The organism is Pseudomonas sp. PDM27 (assembly GCF_019219205.1).
Lineage (GTDB): Bacteria > Pseudomonadota > Gammaproteobacteria > Pseudomonadales > Pseudomonadaceae > Aquipseudomonas > Aquipseudomonas laurylsulfatiphila.
In genome coordinates, this window is sequence record NZ_JAHUWF010000021.1 from 1 (window position 1) to 24563 (window position 24563).

Annotated in this window: 21 protein-coding genes; 11 read left to right on the forward strand and 10 right to left on the reverse strand. The window is 61.5% G+C overall.

All coding sequences use genetic code 11. The features are described 5' to 3' along the window. Nucleotides 1–438: 438 nt before the first annotated feature. A complete protein-coding gene (locus tag KW838_RS28905) occupies nt 439–1911 on the reverse strand; it encodes a hypothetical protein (RefSeq protein WP_218504338.1) in 1473 nt (490 codons plus the stop codon). 340 nt (nt 1912–2251) lie between these two features. Here KW838_RS28905 and KW838_RS28910 point away from each other — a divergent pair, with 340 nt between their 5' ends. From KW838_RS28910 to KW838_RS28955, 10 genes are all read left to right on the forward strand, one after another. Beyond that, on the forward strand, nt 2252–2605 hold the full coding sequence (locus tag KW838_RS28910) for a hypothetical protein (RefSeq protein ID WP_102700674.1): 354 nt from the start codon (nt 2252–2254) through the stop codon (nt 2603–2605). Between the two features lie 294 nt (nt 2606–2899). Beyond that, nucleotides 2900–3859 (forward strand): MoxR family ATPase, encoded by a 960-nt coding sequence (locus KW838_RS28915; protein WP_102700673.1) that lies wholly within the window; start codon nt 2900–2902, stop codon nt 3857–3859. 5 nt (nt 3860–3864) lie between these two features. After that, a complete protein-coding gene (locus tag KW838_RS28920; protein ID WP_015095343.1) occupies nt 3865–4809 on the forward strand; it encodes a DUF58 domain-containing protein in 945 nt (314 codons plus the stop codon). Next, a complete protein-coding gene (locus KW838_RS28925) occupies nt 4806–5300 on the forward strand; it encodes a DUF4381 domain-containing protein (protein ID WP_102700672.1) in 495 nt (164 codons plus the stop codon). The genes KW838_RS28920 and KW838_RS28925 overlap by 4 nt, the downstream gene beginning before the upstream one ends. Further along, the gene (locus tag KW838_RS28930; RefSeq protein WP_015095345.1) at nt 5293–6375 is read left to right on the forward strand and encodes a VWA domain-containing protein; all 1083 of its coding nucleotides are present in this window, start codon (nt 5293–5295) and stop codon (nt 6373–6375) included. Before KW838_RS28925 ends, KW838_RS28930 begins: the two co-directional genes overlap by 8 nt. Then, nucleotides 6372–8111 (forward strand): tetratricopeptide repeat protein, encoded by a 1740-nt coding sequence (locus KW838_RS28935; RefSeq protein WP_218504339.1) that lies wholly within the window; start codon nt 6372–6374, stop codon nt 8109–8111. Before KW838_RS28930 ends, KW838_RS28935 begins: the two co-directional genes overlap by 4 nt. Next, the gene (locus KW838_RS28940; RefSeq protein WP_218504340.1) at nt 8108–9760 is read left to right on the forward strand and encodes a BatD family protein; all 1653 of its coding nucleotides are present in this window, start codon (nt 8108–8110) and stop codon (nt 9758–9760) included. Before KW838_RS28935 ends, KW838_RS28940 begins: the two co-directional genes overlap by 4 nt. Nucleotides 9761–10021: 261 nt before the next feature. After that, nucleotides 10022–11266 carry an exonuclease SbcCD subunit D C-terminal domain-containing protein gene (locus tag KW838_RS28945; RefSeq protein WP_218504341.1) on the forward strand — a complete coding sequence of 415 codons (1245 nt, stop codon included), beginning with the start codon at nt 10022–10024 and terminating at the stop codon, nt 11264–11266. Then, complete coding sequence (locus tag KW838_RS28950; protein ID WP_218504342.1) at nt 11263–14904, forward strand: AAA family ATPase; 3642 nt, start codon at nt 11263–11265, stop codon at nt 14902–14904. Before KW838_RS28945 ends, KW838_RS28950 begins: the two co-directional genes overlap by 4 nt. Continuing rightward, nucleotides 14901–15497: a glutathione S-transferase gene (locus KW838_RS28955; protein WP_218504343.1), complete on the forward strand. Its 597-nt coding sequence runs from the start codon at nt 14901–14903 to the stop codon at nt 15495–15497. The genes KW838_RS28950 and KW838_RS28955 overlap by 4 nt, the downstream gene beginning before the upstream one ends. Nucleotides 15498–15562: 65 nt before the next feature. On the opposite strand, the gene KW838_RS28960 is transcribed toward KW838_RS28955, so the two are convergent. From KW838_RS28960 to KW838_RS28995, 9 genes are all read right to left on the reverse strand, one after another. Continuing rightward, entirely contained in the window at nt 15563–15820 is a 258-nt protein-coding gene (locus KW838_RS28960) for a hypothetical protein (protein WP_085714892.1), read from the reverse strand. Next, on the reverse strand, nt 15817–16029 hold the full coding sequence (locus KW838_RS28965; protein WP_102700680.1) for a hypothetical protein: 213 nt from the start codon (nt 16027–16029) through the stop codon (nt 15817–15819). The genes KW838_RS28960 and KW838_RS28965 overlap by 4 nt, the downstream gene beginning before the upstream one ends. 115 nt (nt 16030–16144) lie before the next feature. After that, nucleotides 16145–16270 carry a hypothetical protein gene (locus KW838_RS29700; protein WP_256357711.1) on the reverse strand — a complete coding sequence of 42 codons (126 nt, stop codon included), beginning with the start codon at nt 16268–16270 and terminating at the stop codon, nt 16145–16147. Between the two features lie 216 nt (nt 16271–16486). After that, nucleotides 16487–16666: a hypothetical protein gene (locus KW838_RS28970; RefSeq protein ID WP_218504344.1), complete on the reverse strand. Its 180-nt coding sequence runs from the start codon at nt 16664–16666 to the stop codon at nt 16487–16489. 156 nt (nt 16667–16822) lie between these two features. Next, nucleotides 16823–17992, reverse strand: coding sequence for a lactonase family protein (locus KW838_RS28975; protein ID WP_218504345.1), 1170 nt, complete (start codon nt 17990–17992; stop codon nt 16823–16825). Beyond that, a complete protein-coding gene (locus KW838_RS28980) occupies nt 17985–18323 on the reverse strand; it encodes a DUF5629 family protein (RefSeq protein ID WP_102700663.1) in 339 nt (112 codons plus the stop codon). The genes KW838_RS28975 and KW838_RS28980 overlap by 8 nt, the downstream gene beginning before the upstream one ends. Nucleotides 18324–18445: 122 nt before the next feature. After that, nucleotides 18446–20026 (reverse strand): aldehyde dehydrogenase (NADP(+)), encoded by a 1581-nt coding sequence (locus KW838_RS28985; RefSeq protein ID WP_218504346.1) that lies wholly within the window; start codon nt 20024–20026, stop codon nt 18446–18448. 10 nt (nt 20027–20036) lie between these two features. Next, a complete protein-coding gene (araD1, locus tag KW838_RS28990; protein WP_218504347.1) occupies nt 20037–21029 on the reverse strand; it encodes an AraD1 family protein in 993 nt (330 codons plus the stop codon). Nucleotides 21030–21173: 144 nt separating this feature from the next. Continuing rightward, entirely contained in the window at nt 21174–22496 is a 1323-nt protein-coding gene (locus tag KW838_RS28995; RefSeq protein WP_218504348.1) for an MFS transporter, read from the reverse strand. A gap of 194 nt (nt 22497–22690) precedes the next feature. Here KW838_RS28995 and KW838_RS29000 point away from each other — a divergent pair, with 194 nt between their 5' ends. Next, entirely contained in the window at nt 22691–24427 is a 1737-nt protein-coding gene (locus KW838_RS29000) for an IlvD/Edd family dehydratase (RefSeq protein WP_218504349.1), read from the forward strand. Nucleotides 24428–24563: the final 136 nt, after the last annotated feature.

A 24563-nucleotide genomic window follows, 5' to 3' on the forward strand; every position in this document is an offset into this window, starting at 1 on the left:
AACACCTCTTTTTCAACTTCCTTTCGGCTTCGATGACCTGAAGCAACCTGCTGCCGAAAACTGCGTAACTCTTTGTTTATCAAGGAGTTTTCCGTTTCGACTGCGCCGGAAGTGGGGCGAATTATAGGCATCTATAATCCGCCGTCAAGCATTAATTTGGTTTTTCTACCCCACCCTTTCCTTCTATATAGGCGAACTACCCGATCTGAAAAGGACGACAGTCAACTTCAACACAAAGACGATGACCACCGCCCACCCCACTACAACAAAGCCCGCAAACACACGACGCAGCCCAATAAAGCAACGACAACGCATGGACAATATCGGCGCTCCGTCCGCCGGACAGCTGCAATGCAGACCAAAAAAGGCAGAGCTCATGAAACGCTTGCGGGCAATCGATGGGGATTCGTTATAAGCGCGACTGTATTCTCCAACTCATTAGCTTTTTGGTAACACAGAGCCGCCCATAGACTTCATTTGCTCACGTACTACGTCCAGTTTTCCATTTTCTTGCTTACATTGTTTTTCCAACTCGGCTGCGATTTTTTTATAACCATCAATGAACGCGTTTTTTGGATCCTCCAGGATCGAGCGACCTTTCATATTGTCGAGTGCGGGGTGCGAAAACCAACCAGAGAAAGACTGAATGTCCGCCACCACATTGGTCGAGCCGAAAGATCCATTGTTGCTGATAAGCTCAAATATCGCGTGATCCCTCTCCTCGTCCGACAGACTGCCGGAGTAGGCTTTACTTAGTGGATTATTGGGCTTATCTTCCCAAATCTTTGGCGTAGACGGGGTGAACGGAGGGAATTCCTCAAAAACCTCTATGGTGCTAGTCAACTTACTGCACAGGGCAAGCCCAGCTTCATTCAGCTTCCCATCTCCAAAGAATGTTTTCCCAAAACCTTCAGGGTTCGCTTTTGCGCACTCTAATAGCAAGTCGTACACAGCGGGAGCGTTCTTGCGAATGACCTCGTCAGTTGGGCGGGCTAGTCCGGCCAGGTTATTGCGCTGAGTATCACAAATGGCCAAGGTATATCCCATGGCTATAAGATCTGCGCTTGCTTCGCCCCGCTGTGCAGGCAGACCGTTACCGCGCAACATACCCTCGATGGTCGTTCCAAGCCCGTACTTGTCACGGCCACCAACATTGGGCAGGAAACTAAAAGCTGTGCCCGCGGGAATAGTTGCCCCAGCGACTTTGAGCAGGGCTTCCTGTCCAGCCTCATCGACTCCCGCCGCTTCGGCCAAAGCACCCAGCGCAGCAGCGGTAGCGATCTCATTCAGCCCCCAGTGCTCGAGGTTGCCGACCCCCATGAGCCCGTCTTTGATCTGCACGTGATCATGGGCATAGGCGAGCACCCCGGCCAGGTCCTGAAGGGGGTGATCCTTAAAGAAGTGTCGAACATCGCTCTGCATTTCCCGGGCATGCCCCATCCTGCCGCTTTCGTGCGTGGCCTTGTGATAGGGCAACTCAAGCATGTTCAAGGCATTGTCTAGCTTGGTTTTACCCTGGCTATCCACATCACTATTAAAGTAAGTGTTTATCTGGTTCGCTGCTTCCTGCGCCTTCGAGAGATCGTCCCTGGTCAGGCTGCCCAAAAGATTGTCAGTCAGGCTTCTGACGACTTCAAACTTGGCCGTATTTCCTGCAGGGACCTCACCTGCCATCGCCAGCAAAGTTTTCACATTAGTGACCATGGTTTGCGCTGCCTTACTTGAGTCGGGGCATGCATTGCAGATATTTTGGAATATGTCTGCAAAGATATCACCCGACAACATTGCGTCGAAGATCTTGAGCGCGTCATAAACGGAGGGTGAGACTGTCGGAGGCTGCTTTACACCAGCTGCTTCCGAGCTCCCGACCGCTACTTGCGTTGATAGTGCTTGAGACGTTCCAACAAACATGTTTTTTTCTGCTCAGGACGCTAAAAATGGAGCAGAAAAGGTACTGACCGTATTCGGAGCCGACTTTCAAAAAGCGCTCATCCTCTCCCCCTAGATCATCGCTGTCGATGAGTACGAGGCTGAGCTGCCGGTGGATAGCTGCGCTCGATTGACCGAGGCACGAGCCAGACTCAACCCCGCCAGATCCAGTGATCTACGAAGTTCGTATGATGCACAGAGACGTCTCGTCTTTATTGCTATCGCTACGCAAAAGGACCTGTAGCCGAGCAGGATTTTTTAAAGGCTGGCAGAATTGTGCCCTTGTCTGTCTTCGCAGCGCTCGTCGAGCCAGGAAATCCCCATGAAAATGAAAACCGCCCTCTTGATCGTCAACCCGTGCGATGACGAAGAAGACGACATGGCCATGCTTTGCTGCCACAGCGAACAGGGCGAAATGTTCCTGATGAGCCGCTACCCGGATGAAGACGAACTGGAAATCACCCTCGACGGCGAACCCTCGACCCTGGAGGGCGTGAAAGTCACCCTTAGCCCTTCCCTGCTGAAGATTGAAATTGCGGCTGCAGATGCTGATGCGTTGAATGGGGATGATGTGCTGGAAATTACCTTCGATGCCGACATGACGGATATGGCTGAAGTGGAAGAGACCCTGCAGAACATTCTCAAGGGTACTGGCACCTATATCAGCCAGATTTGATGGTGTCTGGGCGGGCGCTTTCGCGAGCAAGCCCGCTCCCACAGGGTCTTGATGTGTTACGCAGATCGCAAGCCAACCACCGATACTGTGGGAGCGGGCTTGCTCGCGAAGAGGTCCGAAAGAACACCACCAGCCTGCAATCTGTAGAAAGTTCCTACAACGATTGCCGACCATTTCCTGCACTTTGCACAAAATGCCGTTAGTCGCCGCCCCCCGCGATGGATTAAAGTAACGCCCCCAGCCCTGGCGCATTTTCGAACGTCTACGGCCACCCTTTTGCAGGAACAGTCATCGATGGAACATCGTGAAGCGCTGCTCGCGCTGCGAACCTTTCTTTCAACGCAGATTCTCGGCCAGGAAAAACTCATCGAGCGCTTGCTCATCGCCCTGCTCGCCGACGGCCACATGCTGGTCGAAGGCGCCCCTGGCCTGGCCAAGACCAAGGCCATCAAAGAACTCGCCGAAGGCATCGAGGCCCAGTTCCACCGCATCCAGTTCACCCCCGACCTGTTGCCGGCCGACATTACCGGTACGGAAATCTACCGCCCGGAAACCGGCAGCTTCGTGTTCCAGCAAGGTCCGATCTTCCACAACCTGGTACTGGCGGACGAAATCAACCGCGCCCCGGCCAAGGTTCAGTCGGCCTTGCTCGAAGCCATGGGCGAGCGGCAAGTCAGTGTCGGGCGCAGCACCTATGAGCTGTCGCCGCTGTTCCTGGTGATGGCCACGCAAAACCCCATCGAGCAGGAAGGTACCTATCCGCTGCCGGAAGCCCAACTTGACCGGTTCCTGATGCACGTCAAAATCGGCTTTCCCGATGCCACTGTTGAGCGCCGGATTCTGCAGCAAGCCCGTGGAGAAGCCCTGAACGGCGAAGCGAAGCCTGAGCGTCGGGTTACTCAACAGACGATTTTTGTCGCACGCAAGGAAATCCTCGGCTTGTACATGGCCGACGCCGTGGAGGAATACCTGGTGCAGCTGGTCATGGCCACCCGCATCCCGGCCAAGTTCGACCCGGAGATGGCCGAGTGGATCGCCTATGGCGCCAGCCCGCGCGGCTCGATTGCCCTGGACCGCTGCGCCCGTGCCCACGCCTGGCTGGCCGGCCGCGACTTCGTCAGCCCCGAAGACATCCAGGCCGTGCTGTTCGACGTATTGCGCCATCGCATCATTCTTTCCTTTGAAGCCGAAGCCGCCGGCATCGATCAGGACCGGGTGGTCCAGCGGATTCTCGACGTCGTAGCCGTCGCTTGACCCCGATGAACGCCAGCCTGCCGCCCGAGCCGGGCATCCGTGTCAGCCTCGCCGACCTGATCGAGATGCGCCATCGCGTGCGTGAAGTGCAATTGTTTTCCACGCCGAGCCAGCGCAGCCCGCTGATCGGCCTGCACCACTCCAAACTGCGCGGACGTGGCGTCGACTTCGATCAGGTGCGGGTCTATCAGGCCGGCGACGATGTGCGCACCATTGACTGGCGCGTGACTGCCCGTACCCAGGAACCCCACACCAAGCTGTTTCACGAAGAGCGTGAGCGACCGATCTTCATCATGGTCGAACAAAGCCGCCGGCTGTTTTTCGGCTCGGGCCTGATGTTCAAGTCGGTGCTCGCCGCCCAGGCCGCGAGCCTGATCGGCTGGGCCGCCCTGGGGCACAACGACCGGGTCGGCGGGCTGGTGTATGGCGACAACGAGCACTACGAAATCAAGCCCCGGCGCAGCAAGCAAAGCCTGCTGCAATTGCTCAACCGGCTGGTGCGGGTCAATCAGTCGCTCAACAGCGAAAGCGAGCCGGACCGCGACGCCTTTGGCATTGCCCTGCGCCGCGCCCGGGAGGTGTCACGTCCGGGCAGCCTGGTGATCGTGATCTGCGACGAACGCGCCCTTTCGGACAGCGCCGAGCAACAGCTGAGCCTGTTATCGCGCCACTGCGACCTGTTGCTGCTGCCGTTGTCCGATCCGCTGGACCATGCCCTGCCCGCCGCCGGCCTGTTACGTTTCGCCGAACGCGGCGCGCAACTGGAACTCGATACGCTGAATTTCGACCTGCGCCAGACTTACCGGGCCCAGGCCGAAGCACGTATCGCCCGCTGGGAACTGCTCGCGCAGAAACTGCGGGTGCTGCTGATGCCGTTGAGCACTCAGAGCGAGATGGTCGAGCAACTGCGCGAATACCTGAACCCGCAGAAACCGGGGAAAGGCCGATGAGCAGCCTTGATCAACTGCAACCGCTGATATCCCCGCCACCGGTGGAATTCTGGCCTCCGGCACCGGGTTGGTGGCTGCTGCTTCTCGTGGTGCCGCTGATCGGTTTGGGCCTGTGGAAGCTGCGTCGCTTCATTGCGCACAAACGCCCCGTGGTACGTGCCGAACAGCCGCTCGACCCGGTACGCCTTGCGGCCCTGGCCGAGCTGGCACTGATGCCCAAGCCTTACGACGGTGCGCCGGCCGGTGCCTGGCTGCAGCAACTCAACGGCCTGCTCAAGCGCCTGTGCCGCAACCACTATCCCTACAGCCAGAGCCACACCCTCAACGGCCGCAAATGGCTGGCGTTCCTCGACAATCGCTGCCCGGCGGCCGGCCTGACCCGCTGGATGGTGCTCGTGGAAGGCGCCTACAAACCCGAATGCAAACTCGACGACAAGGCCATTGCCGGCCTGACCCAAGCCGTCGATACGTGGATTCGCAAACATGTTTGAATTCGCCTGGCCGTGGATTTTTGCCCTTGCGCCGCTGCCGTGGCTGATGCGCATCCTATTGCCGGTGGCCGACAGTGGTGAACCGGCCCTCAAGGTCAGCTTCCTCAGCGACCTGGAAGGCCTCGCCGGGCGACGCGCCCGGGCCAACCTGCCCGCCTGGCGCCAGCAGGCCCCGTTCATCCTGCTATGGCTGTTGCTGCTGGTCGCGGCGGCGCGCCCGCAATGGCTCGGCGAACCCCTGCCAATTGCCGCCAGCGGCCGTGACCTGCTGGTGGCAGTGGACGTTTCCGGGTCCATGGATTTCCCTGACATGCAATGGCAGGACGAAGACATCAGTCGCCTGTCACTGGTCCAGCATCTGCTCGGCGACTTTCTCGAAAGCCGCGAAGGTGACCGGGTCGGGCTGATCCTGTTCGGCAGCCAGGCCTACCTGCAGGCGCCGCTGACCTTCGACCGCCACACCGTGCGCGTCTGGCTCGATGAGGCGCGCATCGGCATCGCCGGGAAAAATACCGCCATCGGCGATGCCATCGGCTTGGCCCTCAAGCGCCTGCGTTTGCGCCCGGCCACCAGCCGCGTGCTGATCCTGGTGACCGATGGCGCCAACAATGGCGGTGAAATCGCCCCACTCACCGCTGCGCGACTCGCCGCCAAGGAAGGCGTGAAAATCTACCCGATCGGCATCGGCGCCGATCCGGAGCAAAGTGGCACGGTCGGTTTTCTCGGCGTCAATCCGAGCCTGGACCTGGACGAGCCGTCCCTCAAGGCCATCGCCGAGGCCACGGGTGGCCAGTATTTCCGTGCTCGCGACGGCAAAGAGCTGCAGGCGATCAAGGACACCCTGGACCAACTGGAGCCCGTGGCCCAGCAACCCACCCAGGCCCGCCCGACTCAAGCGCTGTACCACTGGCCACTGGCCCTGGCGCTGTGGTTGAGCATGCTGCTGGTGGCCCCCGTGCTCTGGCCGGACAACCCCTTGCAACGCCTGTTTACCAAGGATCTGTTCTTGCAAACCCAACTGCTGCCTGACTGGCGCCAGCGTCTCAAACGCCTGCGCCTGCGGAGGCGTCGATGAGTGCGCTGTGGCCGTACTGGTTCCGCCCCTGGTGGCTGCTGTTGCTGCCGGTGCTTGGCTGGTTGCTCTGGCAACTCTGGCACCGCAAGAAGCGCGCCGGGCGCTGGCAAATGATTCTGCCACCGGCCTTTCACGCGGCACTGCTCAGTGGCGGCAGTGGCCGTGACAGTAAACTGCCCTGGATCGCCCTCGGTCTGGCATGGCTGTTGACCGTGCTCGCCCTGCTCGGTCCGGGCTGGCAGCGTGTCGAACAGACCAGTCAAAAGCCCGCCGACCCGCTGGTGGTGGTGCTCGAGCTAACCCCGGAAATGCTCGCCACCGACGTCATGCCCAACCGCCTCGAACAGGCGCGACGCAAGCTGTTCGATCTGCTGCAGATTCGCAGCGACGCGCAAACCGCCATCGTCGTCTACGCCGGCAGTGCCCACACGCTGGTACCGCTGTCGGATGATCTGTCCACCAGCCGCAACCTGCTGGACGCACTGAAACCGTCGTTGATGCCAGAGGCCGGGCATCGCGCCGATCTGGCAGTGATCAAGGCCCTGGCGCTGCTCGAACAAGCGGCGCTGGGCGACGGCCGGATCCTGCTGATCGGTTCGTCCTTGACCGAACAGGAACGGCTGGGCATCCGTCACGCGCTCAACAGCAAATCGACCCAATTTCTGATGCTTGGCATCGGCACCGCCGAAGGCTCGCCCATCACCCAGGAGGACGGCAGTTTCCTCAAGGATGAACAAGGGGCCATTCTCGTGCCGCGCCTGGACGAGCCGGCCTTGAAAGGTTTTGCCAGCGACCTGGATGGACGCTTCCGCCAGGCACGCCTGGACGACAGCGACCTGCACGCCCTTGGCCTGTTCGACGGGCCACGCAACCTGCGCAACGACGGTCAGACCCTGCGCCTGGACACCTGGGCCGATCAAGGTTACTGGCTGTTGCTACCGCTCCTGTTGCTGGCGGCCTGCGCGGGACGTCGTGGCTGGCTGCTGTGCCTGCCGCTGTTATTGGCGCTGCCTCAACCGAGCTACGCCTTCGACCTCGTCGACCTGTGGTTGCGTCCGGATCAACAAGGTGTGCACCTGCTCAAACAAAAGCGCCCGGCCGAAGCCGCCCGGCGTTTCGAAGACCACCAGTGGCAAGGCGTGGCGCTCTATGAGGCCGGAAACTATGCTGGCGCAGCCGAGCGGTTCGCAGAAGGCAACAATGCCCACGCCCACTACAATCGAGGCAATGCCCTGGCCAAAAGCGGTGAGCTGGAGGCAGCACTGGACGCGTACGAACAGGCACTGGAACGTCAACCGGATTTGCGCCCGGCGCTGACCAACAAGGCGCTGGTGGAAGAGCTGCTCAAGCAGAAAAACAGCCCGCCCGCCCCGGAACCGGACCCTTCCGCCGGCGATGAACCCCAGGCCATGCAACAACAGACTCCACCCGGCGTCTCATCGCAGTCTTCGGACAGCGGCGAGCTGCAGGCGCAAGAACCGCCGGCCGACTCCAGGGCCGCGCAACCGCCGGTGTCGCCACCCAGGCCGGGTGCCAATGAAGTGCCCGGCAGCGAGTTGGGTGACGAGCAACACACCACGCCGCCCTTGCGCCCTGCCACCGACAGTATCGAAGGTGAACAGCGTCAGGCGCTGGAGCAGTGGTTGCGGCAGATCCCGGACGACCCCGGTGAGCTGCTGCGGCGAAAATTCTGGTACGAACAGCAACAACATCAGGATCAGGAAAAAACTCGATGACCCGCTTCACCGTTTTATTGCTCGCGCTGTTGCATGGCCTGTTGTTCTGCACTGTCCAGGCGCAGGCTGCAGAGCTGGCCGCCAGTGTGGACCGCAGTCGCCTGAGCTCAGGCGAGACGGTCGAGCTGACCCTGGAATCCACCGACGTGACACAGTTCGGCAAACCCGACCTGACACCGCTGGAGCCGTTGTTCGAAGTGCGCGGCACCCGCCAGGTCAACCAGTTGAACACCCTCAGCGGTGAAAACCAGGCCGCCACGCGCTGGATCATCACCCTCCTGCCGCGGCAAAACGGCAGCGTCGTGATTCCGCCCCTGCAACTGGGCGAACTGCAGAGCCAGCCGATCACCCTGCAAGTAGTCGAGAGCGAAACACCGGACAACCCGAACAAACGCACCCCGGTGTTCATCGATGCCAGCCTCGATCAAACCAGCGTGTACGTTCAGGCCCAGGCAGTCCTGACCCTGCGCATCTACCACTCGGTGTCGCTGTACGACGACAGCAGCCTGCCACCCTTGCAGATACCTGATGCACGCATCGAACAACTGGGCGAATCACGCACCTACGAAAAAGACATCGATGGCCTGCGCCACGGTGTGATCGAAATGCGCTACGCGATCTACCCGCAACACAGTGGCGAACTGATCATTCCGGCACAGGTCTTCAACGCGGCGCTGGTCGACGCACAACCGGTACAGGACAGCACCGCCCAGGGGCCGAAATCCGGCAAGCTGATGCGCGTCACCTCGGCCGAACTGCTGTTGACGGTCAAGGCCAAACCCATCACCTGGCCGGCCGATGCTCCCTGGCTGCCTGCGCGCAGCCTGACCCTGAGCGAAAGCTGGAACCCGGAGCCGGACCACGCCCAGGTCGGCGATTCACTGACCCGCAGCCTGACGGTGACAGCCGAGGGCTTGTCCAGCACCCAACTGCCACCGCTGCCCGGCACCGATGTCGGCGGGCTGCGCCGCTACCCGGATCAACCGGTGCTCGGCAACCAGAACAGCGAACGCGGCCTGGTCGGCAGCCGTGAAGACCGCGAGGCCCTGGTGCCGACACGGACCGGCGCCATCGAGCTGCCCACTGTCGACGTGGTCTGGTGGAACACTTTCGAAGACCATCTGGAACACAGCAGCCTGCCTGCCCGCACGCTGCACGTGGCGGCCAACCCGAGCCTGGTGGTCGACACCCCGGCCGGCACGTCTGCGGTCGAAGCCGGCGCCGACAGCGAAGCCCTGTGGCGCTGGAAGCTCAGCACCTTGTTCCTGGCCTGCACCACCCTGCTCGGCTTCGGCCTCTGGTGGCGTGGCCGCTGGCAACCGGCGGTGGCGCGCACAGCCCAAACCGGCCCGAGCCCGCGCACCGTACTCGACGACCTCAAGCGCGCCTGCCTGGCCAATGACTCCCACGCCACCCGCCAGGCCCTCGACGCCTGGGCCCGGCAACAACCGGAAACCCTGGCCGACATGGCCGCCCGCTTCGTGCCACTGTCCAACGCCCTCGACGGCTTGAACGGCGCGCTCTACAGCGAAACCGGCCAGTACTGGCAAGGCGACGAGCTGTGGCGGGCGATCAAGGCGATCCCGATGGCCGAACGGGTGCAGGATGTGGTTGGCGACAGTGGGTTGCCGCCGCTTTACCCCAAATAACTCGCCCTTGAGACAAAGAGCACAACCTGTGGGAGCGAGCTTGCTCGCGAATGCGGTGCGTCAGACACATCATTGTTGAATGGGCTAACGCTTTCGCGAGCAAGCTCGCTCCCACAGTTAATCGGGTATTGCCTTAAGATCGGGGCTGCCACAGGTTGAGTGCCTGACCACCTTGGGAGTGTTTCCCAGTAAACTCTCCCCCCTTTCGCCGCCTTCATTTTTCACGCGGCCATCACCTATTTTTTTGTACCGGAGTCCGCCTTGCGCTTGTTTCACACCTCCGACTGGCACCTGGGGCAAAACCTGCACGGCCAGGATCGCGATTTCGAACATGGCTGTTTTCTTGACTGGCTGTTGCGCCAGCTGAAGCTGGATCAGCCGGATGTGCTGTTGATCGCCGGCGATATCTTCGACACGGTCAACCCGCCGGTCAAAGCCCAGGAGCGTCTCTACGACTTCATCGTCAGCGCCCACGAGCAGCAGCCGTCGCTGACCATCGTGATGATTGCCGGCAACCACGATTCCGGCTCACGGATCGAACTGCCGGCCCCCTTGATGCGCCGCTTGCGCACCCATGCGCTTGGCCGTGTGCTGTGGCTCGACGACGGTCAACTGGATGCCGAACGCCTGCTGCTGCCCCTGCCGGATGCCAGTGGTGAAGTCGCCGCCTGGTGCCTGGCGCTGCCGTTCCTGCGCCCGGCGGAAGTCACCGGCGCGCATTTGGGCGACAACTACCTGCGCGGGATCGGTCAGGTGCACGAGTGGCTGATCGAAGCGGCCAACGCCAGGCGCACGCCAGGCCAGGCGCTGATCGCCATCAGCCACGCACACATGGCGGGCGGCTCGGTGTCGGAAGACTCCGAGCGCAGCCTGATCATCGGCAATGCCGAAGCCCTGCCCGCCAGTCTGTTCGGGCCGAGCATCAGCTACGTTGCCCTGGGCCACCTGCACAAACCGCAGAAGGTCAACGGCGAGGAGCGCATTCGCTACAGCGGCTCGCCGATTCCGCTGTCGTTCTCCGAGATCAGCTATCAGCACCAGATTCTCGACATCAATCTCGACGGCGAAACCCTGGTCAGCGTCGAGCCGAAACTGATCCCTCGCGCGGTCAACCTGCAACGCATCGGTCCGGCGCCATTGAGCGAGATCCTGTTGCAGCTGGCGGACCTGCCGGACATCGACCTGTTGGCCGACATCCAGCGCCAACCCTGGCTGGAGGTGCGGGTGCGCCTCGATGAACCGCAGCCCGACCTGCGCAATCAAGTGGAAACCGCCCTGCAAGGCAAGGCCGTGCGCCTGGTGCGCATCGCCGCCGAGTACGCCGGCAATGGCGGCCGTGACGGTGCCGATGAGGGCAGCACGCTGATCGAACTGGACCAGCTCACGCCCCAGGAGCTGTTCAGCCGCGCCTGGCAGGACAACTACGGCAGCGAGGTCGACGAGCAAACCCTCAAGGACTTTGCCGAGCTGTTGCAGGACGTGCAGATGGAGAGCGAACAGCCATGAAGATTCTCGCGATCCGCCTGAAAAACCTCGCCTCCCTGGCCGGGCCGTTTGAAATCGACTTCACCGCCGAACCCCTGGCCAGTGCCGGACTGTTCGCCATCACCGGCCCCACCGGTGCCGGTAAAAGCACGCTGCTCGATGCTTTGTGCCTGGCACTGTTTGGTGCCGTACCACGCCTGAACAACACCGGCCGCGACGCCAAGGTGCCGGACGCCGATGGCGAGATCGGCACTGGCGACCCGCGCACCCTGCTGCGTCGCGGCACCGGCGAAGGCTATGCGGAAGTGGATTTCGTCGGAGTCGACGGCCGCCGTTACCGTGCCCGCTGGGAAGCCAATCGCGCCCGGGACAAAGCCGCCGGCAAACTGCAGGCCAGCCGCCAGAGCTTGCGTGACATCGATCAGGACCAGTTGCTGGCCAGCCAGAAAGGCGAATACAAGGCTCAGCTCGAAGCCGCGCTGGGGCTGAACTTCGAACAGTTCACCCGTGCCGTGCTGCTGGCGCAAAGCGAGTTCAGCGCGTTCCTCAAGGCCGACGACAACGACCGCAGCGAACTGCTGGAGAAACTCACCGACACCGCGCTCTACACCCGTCTCGGTCGTCGCGCCTTCGACAAGACCAAGGAGGCTCGCGAGGTTCACAAGTTGCTTCAGGATCAGGCCAGCGGAGTGACGCCGCTGGCGCCGCAGGCCCGTGCGGAACTGGATGAGCGCTTCAATGCCGCGCAGCAACAGCAGAAGTTGCAGCAGGCACAACTCAAACAGCTTGAGCAGCAGCACACCTGGCTCAAGGAGCTACGTCGGTTGCAGGACACTCAACTCGCAGCGACCGAGCAACTTCACAGTGCCCAACAGCACTGGGAAGGTTTGGCCGGCGAACGCTTGAAGCTGACACGGCTGGAACAACTCGGCCCGCAACGGCACCAGTTCGCGCGCAAAACTGAACTCGAAGCACTGCTGACGCCACTGGCCGCACAGGTTGCTGTCCATACCCGGCAGCAGCACGAGCTGACTGAACGCCAGACGGTGCTGGAGCAAAACCTCTCTGCCACGCAAATCGCCCTGAGCGAAGCCCAACAACGACAAACCGACAGTGCTCCGCTACTGCGTCAGGCCTTCGAGGAGCAAAGCACCCTCGCCCGCCTGGCCAGGGACACCGCCCTCAGCGCCGACGCGAAGCACAACGCGGAACAAGCCTGCGCCCAAGGCCAAAGCGCCATTCAAGCCTTGCTGGAAAAGCAGAACCAGGTCGCCGAACGTTTGCAACGCATCGCCACCGAGCTTGAGCAAAGCGGCCATCTGGCACCGCTCAGCGACGCGTGGAATGCCTATCGGGATCGCCTGCAACAGTTGATGTTGGTCGGCAACCGCTTGAACAAAGGCCAGGTCGAGCTGGCGACCCTCGAACAAACCGCCACTCGCTGCGGCGAAGAACTCGCCTTGCAAAGGCAGCAACTTGAAGTGCTGTTCAAGGAGGCCGGCGCGGAGCCGGACGCCGTGGCCGAGCAGATCGGCATCCTCGGCAACCTGTTGCAGGACAACCGTAAACAGCTGCGCGCCATCGAAGACCTGACGCGGTTGTGGGCCAGCCAGCAGGAACTGGACAAGCGCGGCGCCGAACTGCAACAACGTCAGCTCGCCGCGCAACAGGAACGTGAGCGCCTGACTCAGGACGGGGTGAAAACCAAAGCCGAACTGACGGTCGCCGAACAAACCCTCAACGTCACCCGGGAACTGCTGGAACGCCAACGCCTGGCCCGCAGTGCGAGTGTCGAAGAGTTGCGCACACAGTTGCAGGACGACCAGCCGTGCCCGGTCTGCGGCAGTCACGAGCATCCTTACCATCAGCCCGAAGCGCTGCTGCAGAGTCTCGGTCGCCACGATGAAAACGAACAGGCCCGCGCGCAGCAAGCGGTCGACCAGCTCAAGGAAAAGCTCACCGAATTGCGCGCCGAAGTGGTGGGCGTCATCGCCCGGCAAAAGGAGCTGCTGCAACAACAGGAACAACTGGACGCCCAACAACAAGCGTTGGCACCGAGCCTCGACGCTCACCCACTGGCCCCACAACTTCTGGACCAGGACGCCGAAAAGCGCGACGCCTGGCTGACCCGGCAAAACGATCAGTTGAACCAGAGCATCACTCAGGACGAACAACGTCAGCGCGCCCTGCTCACCCTGCAGCAGGATGCCGCGCGCTTGACCCAGCAATTGCGCCACGCCGAAACCGCGCATCAACAAGCGGCCCAGCACCTGAGCAACCAGCAGCGCGAACTGGGCAGCGACCGTCAACGGCTCGACGAGGAACTCGCCGCATTCGGCAGCCTTCTGCCAGCCGAAACCCTCGAAGCGCTACGGGTGGAGCCTGCTGCGACGTTCATGCAGCTGGATCGGCAGATCGCCGAACGCCTCACACAGCTCGATCAGCAGAAAGAAGAACTTGCCGAGCAGCAACAGCGTCAACAGACGCTTGAGAAAGAACAGGATCGCCAACAAACCCGCGTGCAACAACTGCAAATCACCGAGCAGCAATTCAGTGCACTGGCCGAACAGCAAACGGCTTGCCAGCACCGACTTGCCCAATTGCTGGGCGAGCACAGCAGCGCCGAGCAGTGGCAGCAAGGGCTGGAAAACGCCGTAGAGCAAGCACGCAGTGCCCAGGCAACAACGGCGCAGGAGCTGCAGCACGTACGTACGCAACGGGTGCAGATCGCCGCCGAACTCAAGGCGCAGCAGGAGCGTTTGCAAGCGCTGGAAAACGAAGATCGCGATCTCACCGACAAAATCGCCGACTGGCGCGGCCGACATCCCGAGTTGGATGACGGTGGCCTCGAAGATCTGCTGAGGGTCGACGACACGCAGGTCAGCGAACTGCGCCAACGCCTGCAACACAACGAAAAAGCCATCGAGCAGGCCAAGGTGCTGCTGCAGGAGCGTGATCAGCGCTTGCTCGACCATCAAGCCCAGCACAACGGCCACCTCGATGCCGAGCAACTCGCCACGGCCCTCACCGACCTGCAACAACAGTTCGCCGTCAGCGAGCAGCACTGCGCCGAACTGCGCGCCGAGCAGGTCGAGGACCAGCGCCGGCAGAACGCCAATCAGGCCCTGGCCCAACAGATTGCCGACGCCTACAACGAGTATCAACGCTGGGCACGCCTGAATGCGTTGATCGGCTCCGCCACCGGCGACACCTTCCGCAAGATCGCCCAGGCCTACAACCTCGACCTGCTGGTGCATCACGCCAACGTGCAATTGCGCCAACTGGTGCGCCGTTATCGCCTCAAGCGCGGCGGCAGCATGCTCGGCTTGCTGGTGATGGACACCGAAATGGGCGACGAACTGCGCTCGGTGCATTCGTTGTCCGGTGGCGAGACCTTCCTGGTATCGCTGGCACTGGCCCTCGGCCTGGCCTCGATGGCATCGAGCACGCTGAAAATCGAGTCGCTGTTCATCGACGAAGGCTTCGGCAGCCTCGATCCGGAATCCCTGCAACTGGCCATGGACGCCCTCGACGGCTTGCAGGCCCAGGGCCGCAAGGTCGCGGTGATTTCCCACGTACAGGAAATGCATGAGCGGATTCCGGTGCAGATCCAGGTCCGCCGCCAGGGCAACGGCCTGAGCACCCTGGAGGTGAAATGAACAGGCTGTATTCCTTCCGCCGCTGCCCGTACGCCATGCGCGCACGCATGGCCCTGCGTTATTCGGCAGTGGCCGTGGACATCGTCGAAGTCAGCCTGAAGGCCAAGCCCGCCGAGATGCTCGCGCTGTCGGGCAAAGGCACGGTGCCGGTGCTGAGCGCGGATGGCCGGGTGATCGACGAAAGCCTCGACATCATGCGCTGGGCGCTGGCACAGAACGATCCGCAAGACTGGTTGCTCAAGGATGATCCTGACGCAGCGGCGCAAATCGCCAGCCTGATCGAACAGAACGATCAGGTGTTCAAGGTGCACTTGAATCGCTACAAGTACGCCGAGCGTTATCCCGAGCAGCCGATGGAGGCGTATCGCGCCGAAGGCGAGGTGTTTTTGCAAAGGCTGGATGAGTTGCTGGAGGGGCGCGACTATTTGCTGGCCGACCATCCGAGCCTGGCCGACGTGGCGCTGATGCCCTTCGTGCGCCAATTCGCCCACGTCGACCGTGAATGGTTTGCGCAGACGCCGTATCGGCGGCTGCAGGACTGGTTGCAGCGGTTTCTGGAGTCGGAGTTGTTTACCGGTGTGATGCGCAAGTAAGCACACCGACACTGTGGTGAGGGAGCTTGCTCCCTCACCACAAAGGATTCAGTGACCAGCAGGGCTCAAGCCAACACCCCACACATCCCGATCGCCGAGCAATCGACCTGGAACGGCCCGAATACCACCCCTTCGCTCCTGATCGGCGGATTGCCGGCCAGCATGCCCTGCGCATTGGCATTTTCGATGTTGCGGGCGATGTTGTGATTGGCTTCGATGGCGCGCGCCACCGAGCCCGCCGAGCCCTGTCCGATCCCCAACAGGGAGGATCCGTTGGTCATGAACGCCAGGAAGGCGATCACCCAGAGTCTGTGCCCTTTCATGCGCCGGCGACTCCTGCGAGTTCAGCCTGATCAACGCTGGCGTTTTGCGCACGGTGGTCAAACTGGATGCCGGGATGAGCGACCTGGATCGGCGCTTCGAAGGTGGATTGTGACTGGGCTGACAGGCTGACCAACAGCACCATGGCAAGGTACAGACCGATCGCTACATAAGCGCCGTGTTTGGCAGAAGTGAGAATTGCGCTGGCCATGATGTTCTCCGCAGGCATGTTTCAATGCCCACAGAATCGATCAAAACAGCCTGGGTAACCACTCAGGGTTATCCATAGTGATCATCAGCTTCGTTGATCATCAAGCCAGACTATTTCAGTCTTCAATAAAACTCATCAAGCGCTCACGCGCAGCATCCGGCTCACCGGGAACAGCGTCGGATGCCGACAAAATAGGGGTGGAGTAGAGAAACAGAAGAACCAATGCCAGACGCGTCACCATGCTGCCGATCCTTGCCGTGAGGAGGAGTCAAAAAATCAGCGTCAATTTAAACGTATGGCTATGTGATATCAAGCGCGACATTGATAGCAAACTGATGCTGTCGCAAATGCGTTATGCAGGAGCGACATCACTCTGATCGTTTTCGACACCTGCCTTTCAGCATCAGGCTCTTCGATCATCAGTGACTTCGCTCCTGCATAAAGGCAGAGGGGAAGTTCAGGCTTGGGTCTTGTGATCCAGCGCGGCGTAGAAGTTGGCGCTCTGTTGCAGGTATTTCTGGGTGTAGCTCTGGGTGTGGGCTTTTTTGTCGCTGACTTCAACGTTGGCACTGGCTGGCAGCGCAACGGTGGCAGAAATGGCGGAAGCGGCGATGACAGAGAAGATGTTGAAGTTCATGGCGGTATTCCTCGGATTCAGTTGGCTTGCTTGCCCGGTGGGGCCGTGGAGCAAACTTAACCCTCGAGGGTTCATGCCTTGAAATGCTTTGTAGCAGTACCAGATATCAGCGCCATTGATAAAAGCAGGCAGGCCCCATGCACCGGGGCCTGCGGCTTATTGACGCAGCAGAAACTTCAGGTCGCTCGGAGCGTCCATCGGCAGTTTTTGCACGGTTTTACCCAACAGACCGCTCTTGGCGTCGCGTTCGACGACGACAATCTGGTTGCTCTTCTGGTTGGCGATCAACAGGAATTTTCCGCTCGGGTCGAGGCTGAACTCCCGCGGATGGTCACCTTCTACCGCCCGGCGTTGCAGCTCGTTGAGGCGTCCGGTTACCGGGTCAATGGCAAACACCAGCAGTTGATTGGCCGTGCCACGGTTGCTGACGTAGAGGAACTTGCCATCGGCCGAGGCATGCAACGCCGCGGCTGCCTTGTCCGAGACGGGTTGCCCGGCAGCCAGGTCGATCATCTGCGTCTGCTCGAGCGTGCCGTCGTGGTAATCGAACACCGCCACCTGAGCGCTCATTTCCATGATCAGCCAGGCATGTTTGCCATCGCTGCTGAACAGCAGATGACGCGGTCCGCTACCGGGTGGCAGTTGCACGAATGCCGGGTCGGCCGGGGTCAATGGCAGCTGCGGATTGGCCTTGGGGTCGAAACGGTAGGCAAACACCTTGTCGGCGCCCAGGTCGTTGGAGAACAGGTATTTACCGTCCGGCGACGGGATGCTCGAATGCACGTGGGCCGAGGCCTGGCGCTCGGGATTGACCCGGCTCGCCGGGTGGCTGCTCATCTGCACCACCGGTTTGAGCGTGCCATCGGCCGCCACCGGCACCACCGCGAGGGTGCCGCCGGGGTCTTCGGCCACCGAATAATTGCTGACAAACAAATGGCTGCCATCGACGCTGAGACTGGAATGGGTCGGCTCGTTGCCCAGGCTTTGCACCTGACTGATCAGGCTCAGCACATGGGTCTTGGGATCTATCGCATAAGTGCTGACGCGCCCGACCGGATCAATCTGGCCCGGGCCGTTTTCGTTGATCACAAACAGGTGTCGCTGGTCTTTCGACAGGGTCAACCACGATGGATTTTCGCTTTTCACCACTTGCAAGGGCCTGGCGTTGATCTGCCCGGTGCTGCTGTCGAACGCCAGGCGGTAGATCCCCTGGCTTTGCCCGGCGGTGTAGGAGCCCACCAGCAGTTGATAGTCCTCGGCGGATGCGGCCTGGACGCCCATCGCGCCGATGCTGCCGGCCATCAACAGTGGCCAGAGGTTACGCATCGTCCTGGTCGTCCTCTTCGTTGTCACCGCTGACGACATCGCCCAGGCACACCAAACGGTGTTCGCCCGAGTCACCGGTGATCAACCAGCTTTGCAGCGTGGAGTCGAAGGTCGCGGCCTGGACCTGCGCCGGGGTGAACTCCCAGTGTTTGGCCGCACGGCCATCCATGCATTCAATATGCAGGTTATCGAACTCGTCGAGGGCGAATTCGAAGGCATGCAGCCCGTCGATTTCCACCATTCCGCAGTGTTCGAGGGCATTGAGCAAGGTGTCGGTTGGGGCAGTCATGGCAATCAGTCTTTGAATGAGAAAGACGCAATGATAGCTCATTGTGCCCCGATCCAATGTGGGAGCGAGCCTGCTCGCGATAACGGTATTCCAGTCGATGTAGATGTTGACTGGCAGTCCGCTTTCGCGAGCAGGCTCGCTCCCACAGGGATTGTGACTGACAGTTAAAGAGCCTCGCGGGATGGTTGCCCATCCACCAGACGCTGGATGCGCAGCGGATTGCCGTTCTTCAGCGCGTCCGGCAGCAAACTGTCCGGGTAGTTCTGGAAACACACCGGGCGCAGGAAACGATCGATGGCCAGTGTGCCCACCGATGTACCGCGCGCATCGGACGTTGCCGGGTAAGGTCCGCCGTGGACCATCGAGTCGCAGACTTCCACGCCAGTGGGATAGCCATTGAGCAGGATTCGCCCGACCTTCTGCTCCAGCAATGCCGTCAGCCCAGCGAACTGCTCGAGGTCTTGCGGCTCGCCAATGACGGTGGCGGTCAATTGGCCGTGCAAACCGTTCAGGGCGGCCGTCAGTTGCGCCTGATCCGCGACCTCGACCACCACGGTGGTCGGCCCGAACACTTCCTCTTGCAGGACTTCATCGCGATCCAGCAGCAGGCGCGCATCGGCCTTGAACAGCTGCGGCCGGGCCTGATTGCCCTGTTGCGGATTGCCGGCCAGGTGTTCAATTCCCGGATGCGCCAGCAGTTTTTGCAAGCCTTGTCCGTAGCTGCCCAGGGTGCCGGCATTGAGCATGGTTTGCGCCGGCTGGTCGCCCATCAGCCCGGCCACTTGCTGCACAAAGGCACTGAACGACGCCGAGCGAATGCCGATCACCAGACCCGGATTGGTGCAGAACTGCCCGCAGCCCTGCACCACCGAGGCCGTGAGCTCCCGGGCAACCGTGTCGGCCCGCACCTGCAATGCCTGGGGCAAGACGATCACCGGGTTGATGCTCGACATCTCGGCGAACACCGGAATCGGTTGCGCACGTGCCGCGGCCATGTCGCACAGGGCTCGCCCCCCCTTGAGCGAACCGGTGAACCCCACGGCCTGGATGGCCGGATGCTTGACCAGTGCCTCGCCGACACCCCCGCCGTAGATCATGTTGAACACACCGCCCGGCATACCCGTTTTTTCCGCAGCGCGAATGATCGCATCGGCCACCTGCTCGGCGGTGGCCATGTGGCCGCTATGAGCCTTGAACACCACCGGGCACCCGGCGGCCAGCGCCGAGGCGGTATCGCCACCGGCGGTGGAGAACGCCAGCGGAAAGTTGCTGGCACCAAACACCGCCACAGGTCCCAGGCCGATGCGGTACTGACGCAGGTCCGGACGCGGCAACGGCTGACGCTCAGGCAATGCCCGGTCGATTCGCGCGCCGTAGAAATCACCGCGACGCAGTACTTTGGCGAACAGGCGCATCTGTCCGCTGGTGCGCCCACGCTCGCCTTGAATCCGGCCTGCGGGCAACGCCGTTTCCCGGCAGACGACAGCGACAAAATCATCCCCGAGGGCGTCCAGTTCATCGGCGATGGCATCGAGAAACTGCGCCCGTCGCTCCGCGCTCAGGCTGCGATAGGCCGGATAGGCGTCCGCGGCAGCGTTGGCCGCCGCATCGACTTCCTGCGATGTCGCCTGAAAAAAATCGTGGGGCAAGGTCTCGCCGGTGCTGGCATCGACACTGTGCAACTTGATGCTGCCGGCGGCGCTGCGTTGGCCGCCGATGTAGTTGTGACCAAGAATCCGGGTCATGGGCAAATCCTCAAAGTGTGCCGACAGTGCCGGGTTCGAAAGCCGCCGGGACCGGGGCGATGCCGTTGATCAATGGTGCGCCGAACTCGGCCTGGGTGATCTCGAACACGTCACCCGGTCGGGTGCGAATACCGTCGGCAAAGGACAGGGTCGCGGTGCCGAAGAAGTGAATGTGCACATCCCCCGGGCGCAGGAACTGGCTGTACTTGAAATGATGGAATTCCAGGTTGGTAAGGCTGTGGCACATGTTCGCCTCGCCACTGAGGAACTCGTTCTGCCACAGCACTTCGCCGTTGCGCAGGATGCGGCTGGTGCCCGCCAGATGCTGCGGCAGCTCGCCCACCCGCAGTTCCGGGCCATAACTGCAGCTACGCAATTTCGAATGGGCCAGGTACAGGTAGTTCTTGCGCTCCATGACGTGGTCGGAGAATTCGTTGCCCACGGCAAACCCCAGGCGATACGGCTTGCCGTCGTGACCGATCACGTACAGGCCGGCGATCTCCGGTTCTTCACCGGCATCTTCGGCAAACGACGGCAAGGGAAATGGCTGGCCTGGCCTTACGACGATGCTGCCATCGCCTTTGTAGAACCATTCCGGTTGCACGCCGGCTTGATCCGCCGCCGGCTTGCCACCCTCCACGCCCCATTTGAAAATGCGCATGGTGTCGGTCATCGCGGTTTCGTCGCCGCTTTGCTGGTGCATCTTGTCCCGGGCCGACGCACTGCCCAGATGGGTCAGGCCCGTACCGCTGACCAGCATGTGCGCCGGGTCCGCATGATCCAGCGGCGGCAGGATGCGCCGTTGCGCCAGCAGATCGACATAGTCATGGCTGATGCCCAGCCCCAGGCTCTGCACCTGTTGTTCAAGGCTCGCGCCCGCCTCGATCGCCGCCAGTGCCAGGTCGCGTACAGTGCGCGCGTCCTGCACTTCACGGACCAGGCCGTTGTCGACCACACCGACACGGCGTTCGCCGTTACTCAATTCGAATTGAACCAAATGCATGAATTTCTCCTATTCCTTTAAAACACCGTAAATCCCTGTGGGAGCGAGCCTGCTCGCGATGGCTGTGTATCAGTCGCCATCAATGTTGAATGTGACGACCTCATCGCGAGCAAGCTCGCTCCCACAGTTGATGGGTGTTGGTCTTTAGGTACGGGTGGCCCCACGCGCACTCGCCGCAAACTCATCAGCCGGCAGGACATGTTTACGTTCCAGCAGGCGATAGACGACGCCAGTCAGAATCAGCCCGAACACCATCACGCCCGACAGGAAATACAGGCCCGAAGCCAGGTTGCCGGTGTATTCCTTGAGTGCGCCGATCACGAATGGACCGAGGTAGCCGCCGAGGTTGCCCACCGAGTTGATCAAGGCGATCCCCGCCGCCGCACTGGCGCCGGCAAAGAAGCGGCCCGGCAAGGTCCAGAACACCGCCGTGCAGGAAAACAGGGCGAACGCCACCAGGCACAGCGCCGCCAGTTGCAGCACCGGCACCGACAGCCAGGCGCTGAGAAACAGGCCGATCGCACCCAGCACGTAAAGCACGGCGAGGTGGCCGTAGCGGTCATTCAAGCGGTCGGAACTGCGCGGAATGATCAGCAGGCCGACAATGCCGAAGATGTACGGCACCGCGGAAACGAAACCGGTCACCAGGTCGCTGCCGCCGAACTGCTTGATCAGGGTCGGCAACCATAAGCCGAGGCCATAGATGCTGAGGGTCACCGGCAGGTAGAACAGCGCCAACAGCAGGACGCGCTTGTCCTTGAGGGCGTGCAGCGGATTGCCGTGACGGGTCTGGCCGTACGCGTCCAGGTCCTTTTTCAGCTCGCCGCTCAGCCAGTCTTTTTCCGCCTGGTCCATCCACTTCACTTGCTGCGGGCCGTCCGGCAACCAGCGCAGCACAGGCCAGGTCAGCAGGATCGCCGGGGTGCCGATGACAATGAACAGCCACTGCCAGCCGTGCAGTCCGAGCACGCCGTCCATACCCAGCAGGCCGCCGGACACGGGGCCGGTGATCATCATCGCAATGGGTTGCGAGAGGATGAACAGCCCGAGGATCTTGCCGCGATGGCGCACCGGGAACCATTGGGTGATGTAGTACAGAACACCCGGGAAGAATCCGGCCTCGGCGGCGCCAAGCAAAAAGCGCATCACATAGAAGCTGTTCGGCCCCTGGACGAAAGCCATGCCGATGGTGATGGCGCCCCAGGTGAGCATGATCCGCGCGAACCAGCGCCGTGCGCCAAAGCGGTCGAGCATCAGGTTGCTGGGGATTTCCAGCAGGAAGTAGCCGATGAAGAACAGCCCGGCACCCAGTCCGTACGCCGCATCGCCCAGGCCGATGTCGGCGCCCATGTGCAGTTTGGCGAAGCCCACTGCGGAGCGGTCCACGTAGGCGATCAGGTACAGCAGGATCAGGAAGGGAATCAGTTTCAGCGTGATGCGACGGATAAGCCGCAGTTCCTGGCTCATGAGATCGGTCTCCGATTGTTGTTGTTATGGAACCTCGGGGGACGCCTCTCGCGAAAAATTCGCCAGGACCATCCCTCCGTTTGAGCGGACTATATAGTAATACTATTTACTCAACAACACTTCCAAACATCGCAATTTGAGCTTATGTTACGCCTCAGCTCGAACAATATAGTCATACAATAAGAGAACCGATCATGTCTGATAAGAAACCCACCCTGCGCTCCGCCCAATGGTTTGGCACGGCCGACAAGAACGGCTTCATGTACCGCAGCTGGATGAAGAATCAGGGCATCGCCGACCACCAGTTCCATGGCAAGCCGATCATCGGCATCTGCAACACCTGGTCGGAACTGACTCCGTGCAACGCGCATTTCCGCCAGATTGCCGAGCACGTCAAACGTGGCGTGATCGAGGCCGGCGGCTTCCCGGTGGAGTTCCCGGTGTTCTCCAACGGCGAATCCAACCTGCGTCCTACCGCCATGCTCACCCGTAACCTGGCGAGCATGGATGTGGAAGAAGCCATTCGCGGCAACCCGATCGATGGCGTGGTGCTGCTGACCGGTTGCGACAAAACCACCCCGGCACTGCTGATGGGCGCCGCCAGTTGCGACGTACCGGCCATCGTCGTCACCGGCGGGCCGATGCTCAACGGCAAGCACAAGGGCAAGGACATCGGCTCCGGCACCGTGGTCTGGCAACTCAGCGAACAGGTCAAGGCCGGCACCATCAGCATCGACGACTTCCTCGCGGCCGAGGGCGGCATGTCCCGCTCGGCCGGCACCTGCAACACCATGGGCACGGCCTCGACCATGGCCTGCATGGCCGAAGCACTCGGCACCTCCCTGCCCCACAACGCCGCGATCCCGGCCGTGGATGCGCGCCGTTATGTGTTGGCGCACATGTCCGGCATGCGTGCCGTGGAGATGGTGCGTGAAGACTTGAAGCTATCGAAGATCCTCACCAGGGAAGCCTTTGAAAACGCCATTCGCGTCAACGCCGCCATCGGCGGTTCGACCAACGCGGTGATTCACCTCAAAGCCATCGCCGGGCGCATTGGCGTGGAGCTGGACCTCGACGACTGGACCCGTATCGGTCGCGGCATGCCGACCATCGTCGACCTGCAACCGTCGGGACGCTTCCTGATGGAAGAGTTCTATTACGCCGGTGGCTTGCCGGCAGTGCTGCGTCGCCTCGGCGAAGCCAACCTGATCCCGAACCCGAATGCCCTGACCGTCAACGGCAAAACCATCGGCGAGAACACCAAAGACGCGCCGATTTATGGCGAGGACGAAGTGATCCGCACCCTCGACAACCCGATCCGAGCCGATGGCGGCATCTGTGTCTTGCGCGGCAACCTGGCACCGCTGGGCGCCGTGCTCAAGCCGTCCGCCGCCACGCCGGAACTGATGCAGCATCGCGGTCGCGCGGTGGTGTTCGAGAACTTCGACATGTACAAGGCGCGGATCAACGACCCGGAACTGGACGTGGATGCCAGCTCGATCCTGGTGATGAAGAACTGCGGGCCGAAGGGTTATCCGGGCATGGCCGAAGTGGGCAACATGGGTTTGCCAGCCAAGCTGCTGGCCCAGGGTGTGACCGACATGGTGCGCATTTCCGATGCGCGCATGAGCGGCACCGCGTACGGCACTGTTGTCCTCCACGTAGCCCCCGAAGCCGCTGCCGGTGGACCGCTGGCCACAGTGAAAGAAGGCGACTGGATCGAACTCGATTGCGCCAGCGGCCGGTTGCACCTGGATATTCCGGACGCCGAACTGGCCGCGCGCATGGCCGACCTGCAACCGCCGCAGAACCTGATCGTCGGGGGATATCGTCAGCTGTACATCGACCATGTGCTGCAAGCGGACCAGGGTTGCGACTTCGACTTCCTGGTCGGTTGCCGTGGAGCTGAAGTGCCGCGTCACTCCCACTGATCACCTCCGTCCCCTGTGGGAGCGGGCTTGCTCGGGTAGAAACCGGAGACATCCTTTACGTTTTAAACCGGAGACATCGTTTACAGGTATGAAATACGGTCAGGAGGTGCCTGACCATGCCCTGGAATCGAGAGTC